Consider the following 20,414-nt stretch of genomic DNA (forward strand, 5'->3'; position numbering starts at 1 on the left):
TTTCACTACGGCGCTACACGCCCTCTCATATCGTAGTAGATTCTCTCACGCTGCTCTACGAGTTCCATTTTCCTGCAAAATGCCTTGTACTCATCAAGCTGCGCCTGATACTTGCATCTCGCAAGCATAACCATGTCTTCATCTGCTCCGGCCTTCTGTAATAACCTTACCTTCTCACGCTGCGCTCTCATATTCGTTTCAAGGTATCGCTGGCGCTGTGTGGCCTCGTATTTTGTGTATTCCCGGCCTTTAAAACGCTTAGGCTTATCTTCCTTCGCATTCTGTTCGGAAAGCCACTTATCGCTGAATTGCCGCTCAGAAATACCAGGAATAAACGGATAATAGCTATGGTAGCAATTCGCGCCGTTAAGCCCGGTTACAGTTCCAAGGCCGCATACGGTCCGCAATTCTTCACGGCTCCAAACTTTGCCTTGCCACACTCTGTGTGTCGGTCTGGCTCCCTCGTGCCAGTCAATCTCGAAATAGTCTGTATGCAGCTTCTTGGCGTTCATTTCCGAAATCTTCCCGGTAAGCTGTGAAATCCCCGTCATAACTGCCCTTCTGGCAGCTACATCACAACGGCTTGTATATCCACTCGCATAATCGACGGTACGCAAGCCCGAATTCGTCATTTGTGTTACCACACGTCGGATCACGGTGTTATAATCGAATGCCCCGGAAGTGATCTCAACAATGGCATTATCAAGATACTCATTGTAATAGTCTGCCAGCGGCGAAAAAACCAGCCGGCCGCCGCCCATATCAACCTTAAACCCCAGGGATCGAGTGATATTATACAGTTCATCGTTGGATTGCTGAACAAGAGCGTTGGTAAGTTGCTGTAATTCCTGATTCGCTTCATAAGGGACAAAATTCTCATTCACCTGTTCATATAGCTGCTTCGCTCTCGTATAATATTTCTCGATCACTTCGTCGTACAGCTCGAACGTTTCCGGGAAGGAATCTCCTACTGCTTTTTTAATGATATCCTCGATATCCTTTGTACTGTTTCCCAGTATGTAGTATCTAAGGAGTTGATAATCGGCGGTTGACGTGATCGTTCCGGTCTTCTTAATCCGGCGTATCACATCTTCCATAATTCGAGTTTCGAGGTTCCGATACTTCTTCTCGATTCCCGTAGCCAGATAACTTTCATAGCTTTTGTTCATTACGGAATCACTCCCGTCTGTTCAGGGATTTTCTTCGCTGCCTGCTCCTCTGTTTCCCCGTACCACTTCGCCCGGTATTCTGCTAGGCTCATAACCCCCATAGCTACGTCCTGCCGGTCCTCTTTGCGCTCCGTCTGCTTATCCTCAATGATTGAATCATCAAAGTCGATTGTTATCTCTGTCTCTTCAGATAGGCCAGGGACTTTCGCCACAATCCCTAACCGTATGATAATTTTAATCAGCCTTTTGATCACAGCATCAAGTACAATCTCGTGCTTCTGCAAAGTCCGGTACATATCGGAATTTTCCGAGATCACTTCCGTGGCTGTTGTTACTCCGCCCTGCTCAAAGCGGTAACGCTGCGTACCAAACCCGCATTTCATTGACAGGTAATTGAGATCATCGTTAATAGCCTTGCTGTGCTGCTCTACTCTCAGCGTCATATCAATTTCTTTAATCGGGTCTTTCGAGGCGCTTAAATAATCTTCCGGAAGACGATAGAATACCGTGTCACCAGTATCAAAGGTTGGATTCCCATCCTTATCCGTCAGCATCTCCGGCGCCACAAATATCCTCTTCCGTCCAAGGTCAAACTCATTCGCGTATGAGTCATATTCCAGGTCTATCTTCCGGAATACATCAATGGAATTCGCCAAGAGTGACATACCCATCGGGTTATTGTCATCCTCCCCTGCATTATTCACCAGATTCAACCGGTCAATTACGTACTGTGGTTCTTTCGATCCGGTCTCTATCCTGTCAGCCAGCCCCTTAAACGGTGGTAATGCATTCCACTGTTCAGGCGTCAACTCCTTACCGGCTCCGTTCGTGCATTCAACCACCACATTCTCGATAATATAGTTTCCTGCCGCTTCTCCGGCCTTCTCAGTTCTGTGAAACTGTATCTGTACGTACTTCTTTCGGTTGTACGTGTGCGGGAATAAGAAAGCACATTCCGTGATTTCACGGTTGTTCCATGACAGCGGAAAAATGTTGGGGGCTTCCAGATAGTTGATTCTTATTTCTCCTCCGTACACATTTCCGGCCTCGTCAACCTCCATATTGTCGAGATACGGAATATAGGCCACTGTCCCGGTTGCCGCCTTGCGCTCCTGGTACTCATTACCGATATTCCAGAAATCGTTTTTCTGCAACACCTCTTCAACGAATGTGTTCGTTGTCTCATCGGATAGAGTTACCTTTACCCGCTCATTAAGAAGCAGGTTCGCCATATCTTCGCATACCTTTTTCGGCATTCCGAGGCTGTGACGGTGGCATTTGGTCCAGGTTCCTTGTCCGCCATATATACGGTAGAAGTGGAACTTACGCACATTGCTTCTGTACCAGCTATACCATTCCGAAATTTTGGCATAGAAAGAACTGTCAACCGTGTCAATCCCTTTCTTCTTGAAATAGCTAAATATATTCATCTTCCACCTCCTCGTCAAGCGGGTTCCGGTATTCTTTTTCGTATTCCTTCACCGGGAGCCAATGTTTCATTTTTTTCCAGAATCCCATGACGAGATACCGGATAGCGTCCATGCAATGATCATCCACCTTTACCGGAATTTCTTTCCCGCGCTCGATAGATTTCTTGTCGTATTCATAGGTTCCGAATTCATCTACTGCATATTCCTGCAATGGGGAAATCGTCATAATCCCGTAGGTCAGAAGCTTCTGTACCCTCGATATTCCGAGTTCTACCTCATTCTCGGCGCCGCGGATCAACACCGTATAATCGCAATCCCTCGTTGCTCTTTTTATCTCCTCCGCCAGCCCTTGCGCGGAAGGATCGATAAAAACATAAAAGTAACTGCACTCATACTCTTCATGCAACGCGTCTGTGAAAGAAATAAAGTCTTTCGCATAATCAGACGGGCTTTTCTGCTTTCCCGTTTCCCTGCCTGAGTAATAATACTCTGCAAGCCCGGTTAATCGTTTCTGGTATTCATCAAGGCCGGCCGCTTCATAAACGGTCGCGTTCTGCTGTCCGTAATCTACTCCAATACCAATAATCCGATACCGCCTATTTTCCGGCCTCTCCTTATGCTTGTCAGAAAACATGTAGTAGATTACCTCATCTACCCCTATGCTCTGCCCCAGCCATACCCACCTGTATTGTCGCTCATCTGCCGCCTTCATGATCTCCGCAGACTCTATCAGGTCTTTTCCAAGCCAGTCCTCCGGAACGTCTCTATAGTCCGTGTGAATATGGATACAGTCCGCCCGCTTCTCCATCTTCTTGCACCACTTGTTGATTGGTGCGTTCGGATTCTTTGGCGGGTTGTATAGATATATCATCTGGAATCCGCTGCTGTTGCCACGGATAAACGTAGCCTCGATATTCTGTAGTTCGTCTTCTCCCTCGCCATCATCAAAGAATTCGGTAAGTTCATCGAGGATAACCAGCTTAATAGGCTTGCTCTCATCAATGATACCTTTTGTATCGTCGATACCATCAGAACCGGCGAAATACATCGTAGTGCCATATTTACGGTACGTGATTTCCATGGGTGATTTCCCGATCCGGAACGCCCTCTTGTCGATTCCCAGCCGGTTGATACCTCTCAGCATCTCCTTGTACACCGTCTTCCGCAGCTTGTTATGATGCTTTCTGAGCACTACTACGGAACCGTTCGGGTCGTTGATTAACTGGAAAATACTCCGAACGCCCGCGTAACTTGATTTCGTACCGGCTCTTCCGGATGTTAAAATGATATGGCGGTGTGTCTTATCGTTAAACAGCGGAAGATATTTCGGTATGATCGTCTCTGATATCCTGATCTGCTTGCGGTGCATCGTTTATCACCTCCACGCCGTCGCCATCTCCGCTTGCGCTCTCCCTCATAATCTTTCCAGTTTGAGCCTGTATATGGTCAATCCTTGCCCGCTGTTCTGGCGTCGCAAGGTCCATGTGGTCAGCAAGCCATTCCAGAGCCTTCATACGGTCCGCTAGCTTTATACTGGCTCCGTCCCGCCCCTGCTTAACCTCCGTTATGATCGTTCCGTCAACCACATCGGATTCACGGAAACGAACGCTGTTAACAGTTTTCATGAGCGGAACTTTTTTCCCGGTTGCCGGGTCCTCAACCTGTATGGGGCCGAACGCTCCCATGGCCTGTATTTCCTCTCTGCCAAACTCCACATAATCGGTAATGTCAGAAAATGCAATGTCCATGTACTTCTGGAAAATATCGTGTTCGTCAAGCATTTCCCGGTTTAGCCGGTCCTGCTTAAGCCGCGTGATTTCCGCCCTGACCTTTGGATTTCTTAGTAGTTTGCACCCTTCGACCATTGCCGTCTCGTAACTGCTGTTATACGCTTTCTGGTATGATCTCGTTGCGTTGAAGCATCTCACATACCGGATGCAGAAAAGCCGCTGCTTGTCGGTCAGGTTAGGATTCTCTAACACCTGTATCACTTCTTCAGCAACAGCTTTCTTTTCTTCTTTCCGAACGTTCGCCTTTTTTTCTGAGTGTTCGCGTTTGTTTTCCGAACGCTCGCTTTTCTTTTCCGAACGTTCGCTTCCCCACTTATATGTTGATTTCCAGCGCCGTACTGTCCCTTCCGGTATCCCTAGCTGCTTTGAAATCTCCACTAATTTCTTTCCGGCAAGGAACATTGCTTCTGCCTGTTGCACTCTCTGATCTGGCGCTCTTGCCATGGTGTCACCTCTATTCTGTATAAAATAAAGGCACCCGTTTGGCGCCGGATGCCTTTTACAAGAAGGAACAAAAAATGAAAGAAAAAGCGGATCACCCGGAATCGAACCGGGACACATTACCTTCCTATGGTCGGCGAATGTCCATCTGCCATTGATGGTATGCTCCACATAATACCGGATCGTCTCCGGTATTGCCCTTATTGTTTTTGAAAGGTCTATTAAGGGTGTACTTTTAGACCTTGCCGAAAAAGCGTGTCAGGGTTGTGTTTTATTGATACACTTTTCTCATTTTAAATTATAACACATTTGGGTGTGACAAACGTGACAATTTACTTTTCACGCATAAATCTTGAAAATTTTTGTCTGCAAGTTTCTGCCGTGTATCCTTCTCCCATGGCATCAGCTACCTCTTTCCAGCTTTTCCGGTCGATGCAATAAAATAATAATATATTCCTCAATTCACTATCCTGAAGAGAGTATATGTATTCCTCCGCATCTATCACCATGCTGTCGAGTTCTGCCACATGCAATTCTTTTTTTGCCTTTCTTTCGCGTACCTTAACTCGCTTTCGGTTAATAAGTGTATTGTCTTTATTTCCGTGAATAACACACCTCCCCAGAGGTTTCCTCCCTCGTTTACCTTTTGTGACAACGTCGCTTACCTCTCTGTGCCTGGGTGGCATTGCCTGTATTTCGGATTCTAAATCCTGTATTCTTTTTTCTTCCCCCTCTATTTCCGTGAGAAGGCTTGCACACTGCCGTAATATGCTCTTATCCATAAATACCTCCCTATGCTGCGAATAACTCATGCACCTGTTGCATGGAATCATCATCGTCGATAATGTAACACTCCGTCGTTGTATTAATATTGCTATGGCCGAGAATCCGCTGGATATCCTTAATTGACGCGCCATGCCTGTACATATATGTCGCAAGGTATGCCCGGAACATATGTGGGTGGAGATTAAGGCCGGTAAGGCGCTTATCAGAATCCGCGATAGCGTTAAGCATATGCCTTATACTATCGTCACTGAGCCGTGTATATATCCCGCCCTTCCGGCGGAAATTAAGAAATAGCGCCGGTTCGCAATCTGTGATCTGCCTGCGTTCCTCCAAATACGCCTCCAAATGCACCAGCGCCCGCGGCGTAAAGAATGCAGGCCGTTCTTTGCGTCCTTTGCCATATATGATGCACTTCCCGGAGCGGATATCAATGTCGTTAAGGTCAAGCCCTACAAGCTCACTTACTCGCATTCCTGTGGCTATCAGGACCTCTACAACGGCCCTATCGCGCACTGTCTTACAATCGCACCGGATTATCTCCGCCTGCTCGTCTGTCAGTACGGTACGTATCTTCTTCTCCGTCTTAACCTTATTGATCTTGTCCATGGGATTCTTTTTTGGCTTCCTTGCCAGGCTCCCGCCGTCCTCAATCAAATCCTCTGACATGATCCAGCGGTAGAAGGATTGCAAAGCATGATACTTATTATTGATCGTCGAATCACTGTTATGCTTTACAATCTGCCGCCACGAAAGGTATGCCCGTACATCATTGGTTGTAATATCCGCATAATGCTTTCGGGACCACTCAAAAAAGTTCTTCAGTTCCCCGCGGTAGTTCTCAATCGTTCCGGCGGTTCTTTTCTCCAACTGCATACACCTGAGCCACATTTCCACCACACGCGGCGTATCGTCGATATATTCCGTCGGAAGCTGCCGGCCGGCGTGATCGTCAGCCAGGATTGTCTTGTCCATCAGATTCATGTAGAGCGCCGCCTTAACCTGGTTAAGTCTTTCCTGCTCCGCCCACATGTCCATACTTGCCATTAGTGTTTCCATTACTGTCATTACAAAATTATCTGTATTAATCGCTGTCTGCATATTATAATCCTCCTCATGGTATGATTTTCCAGTTGATTTATCACGCCTGAGTCGGTTATAATATACTCAGGCAATAGCTAAGCGGTGGCGCATATCTTCCCGGATATCCACCGCTTTTTCATTTTCTCGCACATATGTTCTTTCTTTCGGTTTTTTATTTCCGGGGATTGCTCCCCGGATTCTTTCGCTGCCGCATCTGTAAAACCAGGTCCGGCAATAGCACACTATCCAACACGCCACTCGGCAGCCTCACCAGCGCAAAGTACTTATACTTTGCCACGATTTTCCCTCGGTGCGCCTCTCCGGTGTGTCCCATAGCATCTATACCTTGAGCCTTGTAGGTATGTACCATTACGTTGCGGCCGATCCGGTAGTACCGCTGGGCGGCCTGTATTTCCTTCGGGCTTATGTATCCCGGTGGAATATTGTCTCTTCTCACTCCAATACCCTCCTGATCCTCTCAAAAGCATTATTCCAGTCACGCATATTTTTCAGGTCTGCTTGTATATCTTCCAAATCTTCGCGTATTTCTGCCAGAATCATCCGCAATGCCTCATTTTCCTGCATTAAATCATCACATTGCTTCCTATACTCGTCGCACTTATTGCAACCTCTTAACTTGCAGCTTGTGTTATCAACCATGATTCACTCCTCCTCTACCATATTGTTGACGTCGCCAAAATGGTCTTACATGGCTACTCGCGCACGGCCTATGTTGCCGCCGTTTTCGCCATTGCCACGCTATCTTCGCAGTATTTCCTGGCTTCTTCTTCGGTTAAATAAAACTCATCATCTACATAACCACTCGCACATGATTCTGAATCAGGATCATAAATCATATAACAAACCGATCCATCTTCTAAGATTTCAACAGACTGCACTTTTGTTCTGTAATACTCATATCCCCATATTGCATAAACTTCTTTTCCTGGTAATGCCTTTATGTATATATACATTTCACCCCTTCTTTCACTAAATGATCGATTAGTGAACTATAGTTCACCTATCTTTACAGTAACATGAAGCGCTTTGAATACTTTATCTGCACTTTCTACACTCATACTTTTTGTACCATTTTCCCAGTAAGCAATCGCTCTTTTGGTTACTCCGGCCATGTCAGCAAGCTTCTGCTGTGACAATTTCTGTTTTCTTCTTTCACTTTGCAAAACTTTTCCTAAATTTATCATTGACTTTATTTATCCCCTTCTGCTATACTATATATTGTGGTGAACGTCCGTTCGTCATACCACAGGGAGGTACGAGATTATGAAAGGAGGTACGCGTATGGGTAAAACAATAAGAGTTCGTATTAACTCTACTGCCAGAACTACAAGTTCTGGAAATATCCAGGTTCGCACTACTGTGAATAACGGTCACAGTACCAGAACAACCACCAAGACTATTCGTGTAAAATAGTCCTTTGGCTACCCTGATATCCCATTATCAGGGTAGCTTTTTTCATTCCTCCGTGTTTCATTTTTTTATCCGGAAAATCCGTTATGCTCATAAAATAAATAGCTACTACCCGAATATTGGATAGTAGCTATAATCTAATTGCTTATTTGCTTCAGCCGATTTAATAATTCATTTGTAACGTCGTCGTCGAATGTTATAAATTCTACGTTATACCCCTCTTTTAAATATATTTCGCAAGCATAATTTAAAAACTTTTCCTTGTCAGTGTAGTTTATGACATCAAGCGGCTTTTTGTAATCTATACGTCCCACAAGCGGTTTTTGCGTATCAAACCACCCGTGAATTATAATACCGTGCCTATCCCGTGTCTTATACATAACAAAATTAGGACAATATAATAATTTTTCATACACGCTCTTTTTACGATTTAGATAAAATTCGTCTATCGGTATAGTAACATCCGGCCAATCGCGATAGGTCCAGTTTAAATCTAAGCCTTTTTCTAACATAAATTTTTCACACTGCTCATGGGTCATCGGTTCCATATAATCACCTCCATGGGTTGATTATACCACTATCCATATTCGGTTTTCAATGTACAAAAAATCTGTCTAATATCAGATTTTTCTCACCGTGTTTTCCGGCACGTCTGCATACTCTCCGCTATCTAGCAATACTCCAATCAAGCCCTCTCGGGTCCCGATCACCGTTCCGCACTGCCCGTCCTGAAGACGTACACGGATCACCTGACTTTCCTTTTTCAGCTTCACAATCTTTCTCCCTTCGTTCGGAAATTATCAGTTTACCTTTTCAGCTTTACAGAAATAGTCAGGTGATAAGTCATATATTTCTCCATAAGCGTCTCCGATAAATTTGTTCCAATAGCTACTCCATTTCACTGTAAAACGGCACATTTCCCCTTCAATGTTGTTATATTCCAGTGTATCGCCTTCAAAAATTTCTTCCCCGTTGATATCATGCAATCCTGTACTTTTCTTTTCTTCCATACAAACCTCCAAAATATTAATTCTCCTGCTCAATCAGTATCTCATTTTCCAGATCCCCACCAGCAGTAAGTATGTCTACCACGGTGGCTAAAGCAATCGGCCGATATTTCTTTTTAGGGTACTTTTGATATGTCCCTCCATCGGAATTAACACCATATTGCTTATGGTACTTTCTTGCCAATCTTTCATCCATAGGCTGTTTGCTATTTGTAAGTTTTACAGTACCTCCCTCTGGATATTTAAAAACTATCTTCCACATAGATTTCCCTCCAAAATATTAATTCTCCTGCTCAATCAGTATCTCATTTTCCAGATCCCCACCAGCAGTAAGTATGTCTACCACGGTGGCTAAAGCAATCGGCCGATATTTCTTTTTAGGGTACTTTTGATATGTCCCTCCATCGGAATTAACACCATATTGCTTATGGTACTTTCTTGCCAATCTTTCATCCATAGGCTGTTTGCTATTTGTAAGTTTTACAGTACCTCCCTCTGGATATTTAAAAACTATCTTCCACATAGATTTCCCTCCAAAATACTAATTTACAATCGTTCCAGCATTTTGCTGAATTCTTTTGATGGCTTCTTTACCTGCCCCCACGCCAGCTCTGCGCCACAGTATGGACAGCATTTATATTCTTTAGCCACACCCATTCCACAGGTGCAATTATATTCTGGTTCTGGCGCTTCCGTCCCCTGTACGAAATAAGCTACAATTTCTGGCACAACTATCTTAATCAATCTCATCCTTCTCACTGCATCACCTCAATCTTAATTCTGTGCCTGAATCCAATCCCTGTACCGTTCTGCATCGTGGATAATCGCGTTGAGCACAGGGGTAATCTCTTTCAAAATGTCGGTGTCTTTCTCACGGTACATTTTTAACCTCAGCTCGCAAAGCTGTTCTAATCCTGTCTCGATATCTCTCTCATAATCCAGTTCATCATCGTACAATTGCGCATAATCTTTCATTCTGCACCTCCTAAACGTCAATTATCTATTGATAAACCACAAATTCCGAATCTTCTTGCACTTCTTGCAGTAAAACTCATGAACACTCAAAGCAATGCGAAATCTGGTTCCGTGAAACAATACAATTCTTTCTGCCATACAAATAGACTCCGGGTAATGCATTTTTAGACACTTACTTTTCCGCATTCTGCATCCCCTTCCCATGTGATCTTTACTCCCGGCACCGCAATACACCTCGGTTGTCCTGGCACCAGCTTAATAATCCCGGCATCTGCCATCTGCTTGAGATGCAGGTGTACACTGCTCTTGCTCTCCAGCCCTACGCCTTCCCCGATCTCACGCACCGAGGGAGGCCAGCCGTGGGTTATGGTATACTGGACTATGTAGTCTCTGATCTGCTTATGACGCTCTTTCATGGCCTGCCGCCTCCTAAAATCTGTATTCATAGAAATCTGCATCTTCCACGTACCAGTCCTCTCCTGTACGGTAAATCCTCACCCTGTCAAGCTGCTCGTCAGTCAAATCTTTCCACCCTGGCACATTTCTCAACATGTTTCGTACATAACCACGCCGTAGTTCAATCTCATCGGCAGTCATGGACTTTCCCATGTGTTGGTCTTCTCCCACACGATACCTTGCCAGCTTTCTTGCCGCTTCTTCATTCATTTCTGGCCCTCCATCATCGGAAGGGCTGCTTCAGGCTGTATTCCTGCCTGCTCGATTTTTAAATGTTCTGGCATTTTGTGAAACTCGACAGCTCGTCGCTGCTCTGCTTCATAGGCTCCACGGAACTGTGCTTTCAGCGTGTTCACCTGCTCATATGGTGACTGACATATATTCTGCCAGCCGGTACGCTCTACAGCCCTACGTACTGGGCCACTGAGGCTTCCCAGTGCCTCCGCCTCCCTCATATATCCGTAGCGCCTTACAGCCATGTTGACCTCGCCCCACGCTTCGTCAGCATCGGGGATACGCGTTTCCATCAAATCTGCCGCATACAGTCTTAAGTCTGATATTGTAGGTGGAAATTTGTTAGACAGTGCATATTTCTTGAGAGCCATTATAGCAACCGGAAAAGGAATATCTCCCAGTAGTTCATACCACCAGTCCATCTGATCTCCCGTTGCCAGCAGGTTGCCTTTTGGATATGCCGTTTTTATCCGATCTGCAAATACTGCAAATTCCTTTGTGTTCATTCCTCTCCTCCTCTTGACATCGCCCAGTTATACATCATTTCCCGGCTCTCGTTTTGCTTGTCCTGTTGTTTTCCTACAGGGCTGTATGATGGCTCTGTCCTGTTACTGTAATTGCCGTCAAGCACCTTAGCCATATTACCGTCACTGATAAGCCAGTCAAATGTCGCTGACCAGTTTTTATTATTTTTGCCTTTTAAAAATTCACTCTGCTCTGCAAGTTCAAAGAGTTTACGAAAATCATCTGCCGTATAGCCGCTGTTAAGCCTTGCCCCAATTGCCCGACGCCGTTTGTCTGACAGCTTTGTCACATGGGGGTATGATTTGCAAAGCGAATTATACAGAGTAATTATCTCTTGATAATTACGATTATCTTTTTTCTTTCCTTCTTTCTCTTCTTCAAGTTCTTCCCTTTTTTCTTTCTTTCCTTCTTCTATTGTTGTTAATAGACTGTTAATAGAGTGTGCCTTGTCTGTGCATTGACTGGTATCAGACTGTTGATTGACTGTGGTTTGACTGTTAATATCCTGATACAGGCTGTAGTTATTTACCGTAAATACGCTGTATTTGGACTGTGTTTTGACTGTGATTTCTCCTGTTGACGTCAAATGTTTTAAAGCAGTCCGTAACTCATTAATTGTAAGGTCGCATTCCTCGCAAAGACGCGGATAAGAAGAAATAAAAGAACCACGCGGAACCGTTGTACCTTCAAACCTTCCCTCTTTCCAGTTTGCTTTCAGTAACATGTGAAGGAATAGAACCTTTGTATTGATATTCCGATACCACTCCCATTCGAGAATGTTCCGGCTTATTTTTATGTAGTTTCCATCTCCTCCCAAAATATCACTCCCGTTCTTCAATCAGTACTTCGATGCGAGGTTCATTTCGATCACAGAAAAATTGGTCCGTAAACCCTATGACGTAGTCCCACCCATCATCTTTCAGCACACCGCATTTCACAAGTGCGTCCTGGATCACCTTCCTGCCAAAGCTTGACACATTGTCATGGTCCCTCCGCTTATTTGGCTCATACCATGAGAATTTAAGGAACACGGGCTTTTCTATATGTAACCGCCGTAACTGCTGTCTGATCGCCCATATGACGGTTTCCTCGTTGTCTTTCTTCATCTTCCCACCCTTATGCGGGTTTGTCCGGTTTGCTGCTGTATAGTCATTCAGGCCATCGAGGCGGCCAAATATCACCAACTTATATTCCATAGGCTCCTTTCCCCGGTACCGCCCCTGAAATAGGCAGTACCGGTAATACCAATGGCATGTCGTGACGCATGCTTGTATGTAATTCCCTTTCGGGATCACAAGGCTAAATAATGCTTCTTGTATCTCTTATAAAACATCTCGTGTGCCTCTCCTGGCGTGTATCCTTCTGATATCCTTTGCTTTTCCCATGCCATCTGTCCAAGCATCTTAGACATTTTTTCAGCCATTACGTTATCATGTATTCTCATAGTGGTTGGTCCCATATTGTGACAGCGGTTGCAGGCTGGAACTATCAGGCCATCTTCATCGGCCTTTTGGCGATTAGATGAGCCAAAGATCAAATGATGCTTACATTCGGCAGGCTGACCGCAGAAAAAGCAATAATCCATATCATCTGTTATGATTGATTTCACGCCTATACCTCCCCCAGCAGCTTCGAATAATGTATTGGACCCGTTAATACTTTCGTATGCTTACAATAGTCACACAGACCGCACCTGATAGGCTCCACGTCCCCATTCTTAAGCGCGACGATCTTCGGCGTATTATTCTCCACCTCAATAATCTTTTCGCGGAGATGGTTATCGTCAATCCATAGCAGCTCAATATCAGTTTCTTCTTCCTTTGACGCCGCCGCGATAAAGAATGGAAGGCGTTCCCCTGTATTTCGGTATACTACTTCCTGATAGACCGCCGCCTGGATGTCATATCCCCAAAACTCAATAAAGCTCATGTATCCATAATCTTTCGCGTGCTCGACTCTGTGAAGCTCTCGCATGACCTTTAAGTCAACGATGGCCTTACCGGGCAAATAGCTGTCAATCTTTATCTTCCACGGGCTCCCGAACATGTCCGCCGTCATAATGACCTGCTTCTCTCCACTCATGAACTGCATAAAAACTTTATCCCGCTCGATCCGGTTTATAATCTCTTCGGCCTTCTTGTAATCTGCTTTCAATGCTCCCTGTTTCGTAAATATTTCCGGATTCTGCGCTTTAAAGAGATTTAAGCTACCCTCAAAATGTGCATCAACATATGACCCTACCATGAGGGCAGGTGTCTTTTTTGTCTCCCACTCTCCGTTTAATTTCGCCATTGCTTCAGCTTCACAGGCTGGACGCCCAATTGTTCCCATAAAATTCTTGTACTGGCTGACCGAGAGATATTCCCGGTCAGCTTCCTTACTAAAATAATTTTCTGCTGTTAAGATCATGCCTGTACCTCCTTCTCCTTTTCGCCAAAGATATCAGGTATTTCCGGAATCTCCCGCTCTCTGCTGATATCCTCAGCTTCTCCCTCGACGGAACACCCCAGAAGAGCATCAGGTATGTAGACGCGAGCAAAGAAAGAACTGGCACGATATGCAAGCATCAATTCAGGCATCGTCTGCCACTTCGATGTTTCGTTACCATATCGGTCAATTTTGGAAAACCATTTTTCTGCCTTTGCCACCCCTATCGTGACTTCGGGACCGCGGACAAGTTCGCCCGTAGACCGCCTCACAGCCTCTATATGGCACCCCCATGTATTAGTTCCTGTCTCACCTGTGTAGACTGGCTTAACGTCCTTAAACTCGGTATTAGACTTAATCAGGGACATACAGGCTTGTCCGCTCCATGAAGGCTTACCCTTAACCACGTAAAGGTTCTGCATAACGAACATGGGGCTTACATGCATACGGTTTGCCATGTCAATCGCAATCATACAGTCGGCCGGCTTATTCTGGTAGTTCTGCGGTATAATTTCCGTACTTGCGAAAGCCTCCGCCATCTTCATCAGCATTTTAAAATTCGATTCGTTGTTAAATGGGTTTGCAAGCGCTGTATTTTCAACATTCATAATCTCTTCCATGGCTTCCTCCTATAATTCGACTACGGTTAATTCTGGTTCATCAGTTGTTCTTGTGGCAATGAACTGTAATCCCTTTTCCTTACATTTCCGGTATAGTTCGTTCCTCATATCAGATGACAGCTTCTCTACGCCATCAATAAGAATGATCTGCAATCCGTTCGGTTTCTGGATAGCTACGTCGATGCAAAGATCCAGTTTCTCACCATCGGAAAGGTTACTGATTGGAAGTCCGTGGATTAAAGGAATGCCATCTTTTACCGTAAGTCCATCAATCGGAATGGTTGCTTCCTGAAGGATTTCCCCCGGAAGTTCCCTTGCCTTCTCGATTTTATCGGTCAAGGCTTTGGATTCTGCCGCCAGTTTCTCAACCTCTGATTGCAGGTTCTCCATGCGGCGGTACTCATTTAAATGGCCCTTCATTTCCTCGGCATATTCGGCCTTCTCGGTGAGCTCTGCGGTACTTTTCACTTCTTTGCTGGCATATTCTTCGTATTGGGATAGTTCTGCATCATACTTAGCCACGTTCGTTTTATAGGTCTGCTCCGCTAGGCTGATCTTGTCCTGTTTCTTCTCATTGAGCCCTGACAGTTCCTTTTTGCATGACCTGATCTGCTCCTCAAGAGAGGCAATCTGTTCTTTAAGATTAGTCTCCCGCCGGGTAAACTCCTTCTCGATGGCAGACAATTCGATCTCTCTGTCCGCTTCAAAGGCTCTCATCTTATTGCTACGGCTTTCAAGCATCCGTTTAGCTTTCTCGATAGTCTCGTTCTCTTTACGGATCTTCTCGATCTCCCGGTAAAGCTCTCCGACATTCTCGTTATCCCACTTCTCTGCATCGTATCCGGCCGGGATTGTATCGGCAATGTCTTCGATAAATGCTCTCTTATTCCGGATGTCCCGGTTAATATCCTGCCGGGTCTGGAAGTATTCGCCGTTTTCAGATTGGATATCATGGAGAACCTGAAGGATATTCTGGTCATACGATACCCAACCAGGTATTTCTCCGAACCATTCCCGGATTTTATTCATATCCCACGGATAATCAATCATATCCAAGATAATTGCATTCTGCTTTTTCCGGTCCATTGCCATAAATTCCACCGGGGATAGCTGCAACGGGGTGAAGATATCCTTCAAAAAAGTTTCAGGGCTTCCGACTTCATGACCGTCTTTTTTTACGCTTTTATAATCTGCCTGATTCGTTCTGATTTTGCGGTCGATCCGAAGCCCATTGTCTGTTTCGATCAGGATTTCTCCCTCTGTCTCTCCGTCCCTTACGATGTACTCGCGGTCGGAACGGTTTGTCAGCGCCAGACGGATTGCATCTATTACAGAAGTTTTACCCGCTCCGTTCCTTCCGGACAATTCGACACTCTGTCCGTTTGCTTCATATTCCTTGATCCCAAAAAGATTCTTGATCTTGATTTTTGTTAATCTCACGCTTGATTTCCTCCGATTCCTCATATATAATGAGGATGAAAATTTGTTTTCTATTTACCTGAGCCATGGCAGTTCGCACCTGCCGGGCTCTTTTTCTTATCCTTCTTTTCTGCCTTGCTAAAGCAGGCTATGTCATATATATCCATTACTTCCGCAATAGCTTTCGTGTACGCCGATTTCTCGCACGCCGGTGCCTGATTCCGTAAAGTTTCAAGCCGGCAAATAATATTGAGTATGATTTTATGCACTCTGTTCACCTCCCAAAAATTTATTGATAAAATACTGCTGGCCTTTTCCAGTAACTTTTGGCGTCCTCGTCGTTACATTACAGCCGTTTCCGTCCAGATGAGTACTTTCTTTGATTTCAAACAGCCCCATCTCCATAGACCTCTGCGTTGGCATGTTCCAGTCTGCGCCTTTACGCCTGATCAGATATCCGTTATCGCGGAGCCATGTAAAAAGCCGTTGGGCGCCCATATCTACACCGTTCTGCTTTAATAGCTTTGCCATATCTCCCACGAGGATTGATGTATGACTCGCAGTGACGGCATCGGCAAATATTTCTTTCGGCCTCATACGGGTGATATCGCTCTGTAGCTGGTTGATAGTCTGATCTGCCATCTTTAACGCCCGGGCGAAGACCTGTTCTGGTGTATTCCATGCTTTTTCCAAATCCAAAAGGTATTGGCGGTATGTTCTCCCCTGTTCTGTACGCTGTATCATACATATTTGCTTTGCCATATCTACTGTCATTAAATGGTCAACGGAAGGTCTGCCGCCTGTACTTTCTAACATTTTTGTAAAAAAGTCTTTTCCATCGGCAAAACCATATTCTGACATTCTCTCGAACCACATGGTGTATGGTGTCTTTATATCCAGACCTTCGTGCAACTCCCTCGCTGACACAGTAGGTTGTCCACCCTCATAGCTTATTTTCATTAATTCTTCCACTTTCTCACCCCCTCACCAGGCATAATATAATAGCTACCAGCGCCGCGATCACTACGGCCTCGGCCTGCGCCGCTGTCCGGTAACTTCTCCTGCCCTCGTACGCCTCGTGGAACATGCGGTTCCAGTAGCGGGCGCTGAAGCCTGCAAAATAGTTCCGCATCGGTATCACCCCTTCCCACCAAAAACAATATCCTTCATGGTTACTTCTTTCTCAGGCCCTCTTTTCTTTTGCGGCCGGATCATCGATTCAGATTCCGCGCCTGTTCTCTCGGCTTCTGAATCCTCTTTGTAAAACTGGCTCGTCGGTATCCTCCAGTCCCCTAACTTCCGCGTGGCCTGTATCCTGCCACTCTTAATATAGTTGAGTACGGTTGACTTCGAGCAATGCATTTTAATCGCTATGGCTTTCGGGGGAAGAAACTCATCCAGCCCTACGGCTTCCAGGTACGCAACGCGGTCTTTCAACGCTGCATTTTCTTCCTCCAGTCGGTTAAGACGGTCTTCGATTCCCACGGTTATCACCTCCTTACATCTTGTATAATTTTCCTTCTCCCTCTATAATGTAAATATCAGCACTGCCATGCTGAAATACTAAAGAAAGGAGATTTCTATGGAAGTCAATTTATCTAATACAGATGCTCTTTTCATTTACGGACATTTTCGTAAAGAGGCCCACAAACTTGAAGCACTAAAAGCTATGCCAGATTGTCCAATCTCAAAAGAAAATCTGGATCAGGATATTCAGCTCTACAATTCTATTGCCGACAAATTCCGTGATGCATATCCTGAGCTATCTGGTCTCGACAATTACAGAATCTAATTTAAGAAGCCTTGGATGCTTCAGCCTCCAGGGCTTCTTTCATTTTTCTAATAAGCATATCTGTAGATTCATATTTTTCAATTTTAACAACGTAAGTCATGCCTTGATGCTTAACCGCTTTCACGTAATCGTGTTTCTTACAGTTCAAAAGCCAAATAAATATTTTCCACATCTCTCTCACCTCCGATTAAATTGTCAACGTGCACTTATCTGTCTGTTTTTCTGCTGCTACAGCGATTCTTCTTATGAGCATTCTGGCTAGCAAGCAATATGTTTCCATTCATAAGCCATAAGTTCCGATTAGTATCCTGAAGACTCTTATAGATTTCTGCTATAGTCTGTAATTCTTTGTCTTCCACTGGAATGTTTTTTAAGTCTGCCATGTCTTTCACCTCGCTTTCTATCGTCTATGACGTTATCATACTCTTCTTTGACGGATTTGTCAATATATTTTTTCGTCATTGACGTATTTTCTTGACAATGACGTATTTATGGTTTATACTTATAACATAAAAGGTGGTGATAATAAGATGGAAATGAAAGATAGAATTAAAAAAATTAGAAAAGATTTAGATTTAACTCAACAGACATTTGCAGAAAAAATAGGAACAACAGCTAATGTTCTTACAAATTATGAAACCGGAAGACGGAATCCATCGAGTTCAGTAATTAATAATATGTGTAAAACATTTAACGTCAACGAAGAATGGCTCCGCACTGGAGAAGGTGATATGTTTACAGCCCCACCAAAAAACGACCTTATAGCTAAGGCCGCTGTATTATTAGGCGAGAAGGATCCAGTTTTCGAAGCATTTGTTGATACATATAGAAAACTGGACCCTGCTAACCGTAAAGTTTTAATAGAATGGGGGCTTGATTTTCTTAACAATTTAAAGCAGCGTTCTGAGGACATTTAATTTTATCCGACCTGCTTTTATCTGGATAGGAATTAGCAAAAGTATAGACAGCAAGTATATATTCCATATCATCGCTTGCCTCTATACGTTGAATAGTTAGGATTTTTATATCATCAGTTGTCATAAATATGTACCTCCCTTTCCGAGAATACCTGTAAATTGTATGTGCTATACATATATTATAACACAAAATTGTTTATTTTGTATATTTTATAGTACAATAGCTATTGGCAAATTCTGGTATTTTCCATTTTTTACCATTATTTTTGTTCAAAAAGCACAATATTCTGAAAATGCCATGCATCAACACCGGGAAAGGAAGTATGACACATTATGTGGGATAGCAGATCAGAACGTACGTTCTGTTTTGTTCTATAAAAATTATATTACTATTAGGACTAAAAATCAACCCTTTTCAGAACATTTGTTCTGGTGGATTTCTTACAAATTATTAAACCCTCTGTGTTGGTCGCACAGAGGGCATAAGTAGACATACCGGCGTGTTGCCGATACAATATTAAAGAGCACTTATATTGTATCATTTCGTGCACCTGCTGTAAACCGGTATGGTGTATTTTTTGCGCTTAAAATAAGGCATTAAGGCCAGAAAGAAGGATGATGCAATGAGTATTCAGGAAAGTAAATATACCTCTAAAAAGACTGGGAAAACAAAAACGAGGTATTTCGCCAACGTCTGGTACGCTGAGGAGAAGCGGGCCATTACCGGCCCCATGCGTGATTCTAAGCCAGAAGCCAAAAAGGACGAGGCAAGAATCATACTGGAGATCGAGGCCGGCCGCGCGCCTGCTCCGAAGGAAAAAAAATCCGAAAAGGTAGACGAGGTATACAAATTATGGCACGAGTCCACGAAACCGCCGGTATACGCCAATAGCACATGGGAAGTGTACGCCCAGTTTTACGGGGATTACATCAAAGAGGTTTTTGGAGATGAAACCATTGATAACATTAAAAGTATGCATATACAGCGATATGTTAATGTCATGAAAGAGAAATACAGCCCAGAAGTGGTAAACAAATGTATCAATATCCTTACTAACATATTCGGATTCGCCGTGGAGCCGCTGAAATGTATTACCACGAATCCGGTAAAAGGAATTAAGCGTTGCAAAGTACCGAGAAAAAAGAAGGTCACTTGGAACGATGATATTGTCACCTACTTTCTCGATCTGCCAGAAGTCAGGTTATCACATTATTATCCCATGTTCGTAATTTCTGCGCTCCTGGGAGCGCGGCCAGGTGAAGTCTGTGGCCTGCGAGAAAATGGCATAAGCAACAAGCCCACATATATGATCGATTTCGAAAAAGGATATGATAATTGGGCGGTGGATACCGATCTTAAAAATGACGGATCACACCGGACGCCACCGATACCAAAATATTTATATGATATCATTCACCGGCGCCTGATCTGGAAACGGAAAAATCATATGATAGATCACTCGTGGGGGAATAACGATTTTCTTTTTGTCAGCCAGAACGGCAACCCCATCAAACCGCATCAGTACGGAGAAGCGTTTAAACGGCTTTTAACAGCACATAACCGTCAGATGAAGGAATACAAGGAAGAGCGCGGAGAACTGCCAGAAGGAGCCTTCCTGTTGCCTGAAATCACATTGTACGGACTTCGCACAAGCTTCGCGACGAACAACATGCGCCGCTGTCCAAATGCAGCCCTTATTTCTTCCGTTATGGGAAACAGTCCTAAAACACTTATGCAGTTTTACGCACAAGCGGAAACGGATATGCAGATGGATTTAATTAGCGGGTATGCTGCCGGGAAGTTGGAGGCACGAGAAAAGGGGGCCAGAAATGTGCTATGATAGTAAGTGAAACAACGAAAACTTTAAGCAAAAACTTTAAGCAAGTTGCATTATGTAAACAAAAAACGAGTTCC

34 protein-coding genes are annotated in these 20,414 nt (G+C 44.3%); 3 read left to right on the top strand and 31 right to left on the bottom strand.

All coding sequences use genetic code 11. From position 1 onward, the window contains the following. Positions 1 to 5: 5 nt before the first annotated feature. From M1L66_RS31590 to M1L66_RS31735, 30 genes are all read right to left on the bottom strand, one after another. Complete coding sequence (locus M1L66_RS31590) at positions 6 to 1,169, bottom strand: phage minor capsid protein (protein WP_118042818.1); 1,164 nt, start codon at positions 1,167 to 1,169, stop codon at positions 6 to 8. Continuing rightward, positions 1,169 to 2,599 carry a phage portal protein gene (locus tag M1L66_RS31595; protein WP_412300194.1) on the bottom strand — a complete coding sequence of 477 codons (1,431 nt, stop codon included), beginning with the start codon at positions 2,597 to 2,599 and terminating at the stop codon, positions 1,169 to 1,171. The genes M1L66_RS31590 and M1L66_RS31595 overlap by 1 nt, the downstream gene beginning before the upstream one ends. Then, positions 2,586 to 3,968: a PBSX family phage terminase large subunit gene (locus tag M1L66_RS31600; protein ID WP_412300192.1), complete on the bottom strand. Its 1,383-nt coding sequence runs from the start codon at positions 3,966 to 3,968 to the stop codon at positions 2,586 to 2,588. The genes M1L66_RS31595 and M1L66_RS31600 overlap by 14 nt, the downstream gene beginning before the upstream one ends. Then, positions 3,907 to 4,833 (bottom strand): terminase small subunit, encoded by a 927-nt coding sequence (locus M1L66_RS31605; protein ID WP_412300191.1) that lies wholly within the window; start codon positions 4,831 to 4,833, stop codon positions 3,907 to 3,909. Before M1L66_RS31605 ends, M1L66_RS31600 begins: the two co-directional genes overlap by 62 nt. 329 nt (positions 4,834 to 5,162) lie before the next feature. Beyond that, positions 5,163 to 5,612: a hypothetical protein gene (locus M1L66_RS31610; protein ID WP_434689619.1), complete on the bottom strand. Its 450-nt coding sequence runs from the start codon at positions 5,610 to 5,612 to the stop codon at positions 5,163 to 5,165. Between the two features lie 10 nt (positions 5,613 to 5,622). Next, entirely contained in the window at positions 5,623 to 6,714 is a 1,092-nt protein-coding gene (locus M1L66_RS31615) for a tyrosine-type recombinase/integrase (protein ID WP_434689621.1), read from the bottom strand. 154 nt (positions 6,715 to 6,868) lie between these two features. Then, positions 6,869 to 7,153 carry a hypothetical protein gene (locus M1L66_RS31620; RefSeq protein WP_434689623.1) on the bottom strand — a complete coding sequence of 95 codons (285 nt, stop codon included), beginning with the start codon at positions 7,151 to 7,153 and terminating at the stop codon, positions 6,869 to 6,871. Further along, a complete protein-coding gene (locus M1L66_RS31625) occupies positions 7,150 to 7,356 on the bottom strand; it encodes a hypothetical protein (RefSeq protein WP_434689625.1) in 207 nt (68 codons plus the stop codon). The genes M1L66_RS31620 and M1L66_RS31625 overlap by 4 nt, the downstream gene beginning before the upstream one ends. A gap of 68 nt (positions 7,357 to 7,424) precedes the next feature. Continuing rightward, positions 7,425 to 7,670 (bottom strand): hypothetical protein, encoded by a 246-nt coding sequence (locus tag M1L66_RS31630; protein ID WP_434689627.1) that lies wholly within the window; start codon positions 7,668 to 7,670, stop codon positions 7,425 to 7,427. Positions 7,671 to 7,706: 36 nt separating this feature from the next. Further along, positions 7,707 to 7,901: a helix-turn-helix domain-containing protein gene (locus M1L66_RS31635; protein WP_207749196.1), complete on the bottom strand. Its 195-nt coding sequence runs from the start codon at positions 7,899 to 7,901 to the stop codon at positions 7,707 to 7,709. Positions 7,902 to 8,264: 363 nt separating this feature from the next. Continuing rightward, on the bottom strand, positions 8,265 to 8,675 hold the full coding sequence (locus tag M1L66_RS31640; RefSeq protein WP_434689629.1) for a hypothetical protein: 411 nt from the start codon (positions 8,673 to 8,675) through the stop codon (positions 8,265 to 8,267). A gap of 72 nt (positions 8,676 to 8,747) precedes the next feature. Beyond that, entirely contained in the window at positions 8,748 to 8,900 is a 153-nt protein-coding gene (locus tag M1L66_RS31645) for a hypothetical protein (RefSeq protein ID WP_434689631.1), read from the bottom strand. 27 nt (positions 8,901 to 8,927) lie between these two features. Further along, on the bottom strand, positions 8,928 to 9,137 hold the full coding sequence (locus M1L66_RS31650) for a YopX family protein (RefSeq protein ID WP_434689633.1): 210 nt from the start codon (positions 9,135 to 9,137) through the stop codon (positions 8,928 to 8,930). 16 nt (positions 9,138 to 9,153) lie between these two features. Further along, on the bottom strand, positions 9,154 to 9,396 hold the full coding sequence (locus M1L66_RS31655) for a hypothetical protein (RefSeq protein WP_006775548.1): 243 nt from the start codon (positions 9,394 to 9,396) through the stop codon (positions 9,154 to 9,156). An 18-nt stretch (positions 9,397 to 9,414) separates the two neighbouring features. Continuing rightward, complete coding sequence (locus M1L66_RS31660) at positions 9,415 to 9,657, bottom strand: hypothetical protein (protein WP_006775548.1); 243 nt, start codon at positions 9,655 to 9,657, stop codon at positions 9,415 to 9,417. A gap of 23 nt (positions 9,658 to 9,680) precedes the next feature. After that, positions 9,681 to 9,878 carry a hypothetical protein gene (locus tag M1L66_RS31665; RefSeq protein ID WP_039890430.1) on the bottom strand — a complete coding sequence of 66 codons (198 nt, stop codon included), beginning with the start codon at positions 9,876 to 9,878 and terminating at the stop codon, positions 9,681 to 9,683. Between the two features lie 30 nt (positions 9,879 to 9,908). Then, positions 9,909 to 10,109: an ATP--guanido phosphotransferase gene (locus M1L66_RS31670; RefSeq protein ID WP_006771079.1), complete on the bottom strand. Its 201-nt coding sequence runs from the start codon at positions 10,107 to 10,109 to the stop codon at positions 9,909 to 9,911. A 76-nt stretch (positions 10,110 to 10,185) separates the two neighbouring features. Then, complete coding sequence (locus M1L66_RS31675) at positions 10,186 to 10,281, bottom strand: hypothetical protein (RefSeq protein ID WP_432765201.1); 96 nt, start codon at positions 10,279 to 10,281, stop codon at positions 10,186 to 10,188. Continuing rightward, positions 10,274 to 10,525, bottom strand: coding sequence for a hypothetical protein (locus tag M1L66_RS31680; protein ID WP_321015899.1), 252 nt, complete (start codon positions 10,523 to 10,525; stop codon positions 10,274 to 10,276). The genes M1L66_RS31675 and M1L66_RS31680 overlap by 8 nt, the downstream gene beginning before the upstream one ends. Positions 10,526 to 10,538: 13 nt before the next feature. After that, the gene (locus M1L66_RS31685) at positions 10,539 to 10,775 is read right to left on the bottom strand and encodes a hypothetical protein (protein WP_006771077.1); all 237 of its coding nucleotides are present in this window, start codon (positions 10,773 to 10,775) and stop codon (positions 10,539 to 10,541) included. Beyond that, the gene (locus tag M1L66_RS31690) at positions 10,772 to 11,305 is read right to left on the bottom strand and encodes a replicative helicase loader/inhibitor (protein ID WP_434689637.1); all 534 of its coding nucleotides are present in this window, start codon (positions 11,303 to 11,305) and stop codon (positions 10,772 to 10,774) included. The genes M1L66_RS31685 and M1L66_RS31690 overlap by 4 nt, the downstream gene beginning before the upstream one ends. Then, positions 11,302 to 12,141, bottom strand: coding sequence for a hypothetical protein (locus tag M1L66_RS31695; RefSeq protein WP_434689639.1), 840 nt, complete (start codon positions 12,139 to 12,141; stop codon positions 11,302 to 11,304). Before M1L66_RS31695 ends, M1L66_RS31690 begins: the two co-directional genes overlap by 4 nt. 4 nt (positions 12,142 to 12,145) lie before the next feature. Next, the gene (locus M1L66_RS31700) at positions 12,146 to 12,520 is read right to left on the bottom strand and encodes an endodeoxyribonuclease RusA (RefSeq protein ID WP_039890426.1); all 375 of its coding nucleotides are present in this window, start codon (positions 12,518 to 12,520) and stop codon (positions 12,146 to 12,148) included. 95 nt (positions 12,521 to 12,615) lie between these two features. Further along, entirely contained in the window at positions 12,616 to 12,933 is a 318-nt protein-coding gene (locus M1L66_RS31705) for a hypothetical protein (RefSeq protein WP_434689641.1), read from the bottom strand. A gap of 2 nt (positions 12,934 to 12,935) precedes the next feature. Beyond that, positions 12,936 to 13,733 carry a PD-(D/E)XK nuclease-like domain-containing protein gene (locus tag M1L66_RS31710; RefSeq protein WP_434689643.1) on the bottom strand — a complete coding sequence of 266 codons (798 nt, stop codon included), beginning with the start codon at positions 13,731 to 13,733 and terminating at the stop codon, positions 12,936 to 12,938. Beyond that, complete coding sequence (locus M1L66_RS31715; protein WP_434689645.1) at positions 13,730 to 14,371, bottom strand: hypothetical protein; 642 nt, start codon at positions 14,369 to 14,371, stop codon at positions 13,730 to 13,732. The genes M1L66_RS31710 and M1L66_RS31715 overlap by 4 nt, the downstream gene beginning before the upstream one ends. A 9-nt stretch (positions 14,372 to 14,380) precedes the next feature. Further along, positions 14,381 to 15,811, bottom strand: a complete 1,431-nt coding sequence (locus M1L66_RS31720; protein ID WP_434689647.1) for an AAA family ATPase — start codon at positions 15,809 to 15,811, stop codon at positions 14,381 to 14,383. 240 nt (positions 15,812 to 16,051) lie between these two features. After that, positions 16,052 to 16,762: a phage antirepressor KilAC domain-containing protein gene (locus M1L66_RS31725; RefSeq protein WP_434689649.1), complete on the bottom strand. Its 711-nt coding sequence runs from the start codon at positions 16,760 to 16,762 to the stop codon at positions 16,052 to 16,054. 4 nt (positions 16,763 to 16,766) lie between these two features. After that, positions 16,767 to 16,922: a hypothetical protein gene (locus M1L66_RS31730; protein ID WP_215629763.1), complete on the bottom strand. Its 156-nt coding sequence runs from the start codon at positions 16,920 to 16,922 to the stop codon at positions 16,767 to 16,769. Positions 16,923 to 16,927: 5 nt separating this feature from the next. Continuing rightward, positions 16,928 to 17,275 carry a hypothetical protein gene (locus M1L66_RS31735; protein WP_418549703.1) on the bottom strand — a complete coding sequence of 116 codons (348 nt, stop codon included), beginning with the start codon at positions 17,273 to 17,275 and terminating at the stop codon, positions 16,928 to 16,930. 97 nt (positions 17,276 to 17,372) lie between these two features. On the opposite strand from M1L66_RS31735, the gene M1L66_RS31740 reads away from it, so the two are divergent. After that, entirely contained in the window at positions 17,373 to 17,582 is a 210-nt protein-coding gene (locus M1L66_RS31740; RefSeq protein WP_118042837.1) for a hypothetical protein, read from the top strand. A gap of 1 nt (position 17,583) precedes the next feature. Here the strand turns inward: M1L66_RS31740 and M1L66_RS31745 are convergent, their stop codons facing one another. Further along, complete coding sequence (locus M1L66_RS31745) at positions 17,584 to 17,754, bottom strand: hypothetical protein (protein WP_182464898.1); 171 nt, start codon at positions 17,752 to 17,754, stop codon at positions 17,584 to 17,586. Between the two features lie 358 nt (positions 17,755 to 18,112). On the opposite strand from M1L66_RS31745, the gene M1L66_RS31750 reads away from it, so the two are divergent. Then, positions 18,113 to 18,499 (top strand): helix-turn-helix domain-containing protein, encoded by a 387-nt coding sequence (locus M1L66_RS31750; RefSeq protein ID WP_434689652.1) that lies wholly within the window; start codon positions 18,113 to 18,115, stop codon positions 18,497 to 18,499. A 623-nt stretch (positions 18,500 to 19,122) separates the two neighbouring features. Continuing rightward, positions 19,123 to 20,340, top strand: coding sequence for a tyrosine-type recombinase/integrase (locus M1L66_RS31755; protein WP_434689654.1), 1,218 nt, complete (start codon positions 19,123 to 19,125; stop codon positions 20,338 to 20,340). Positions 20,341 to 20,414 lie beyond the last annotated feature (74 nt).

The sequence above is a fragment of the Hungatella sp. SB206 genome, from assembly GCF_051132295.1.
Lineage (GTDB): Bacteria > Bacillota > Clostridia > Lachnospirales > Lachnospiraceae > Hungatella > Hungatella effluvii.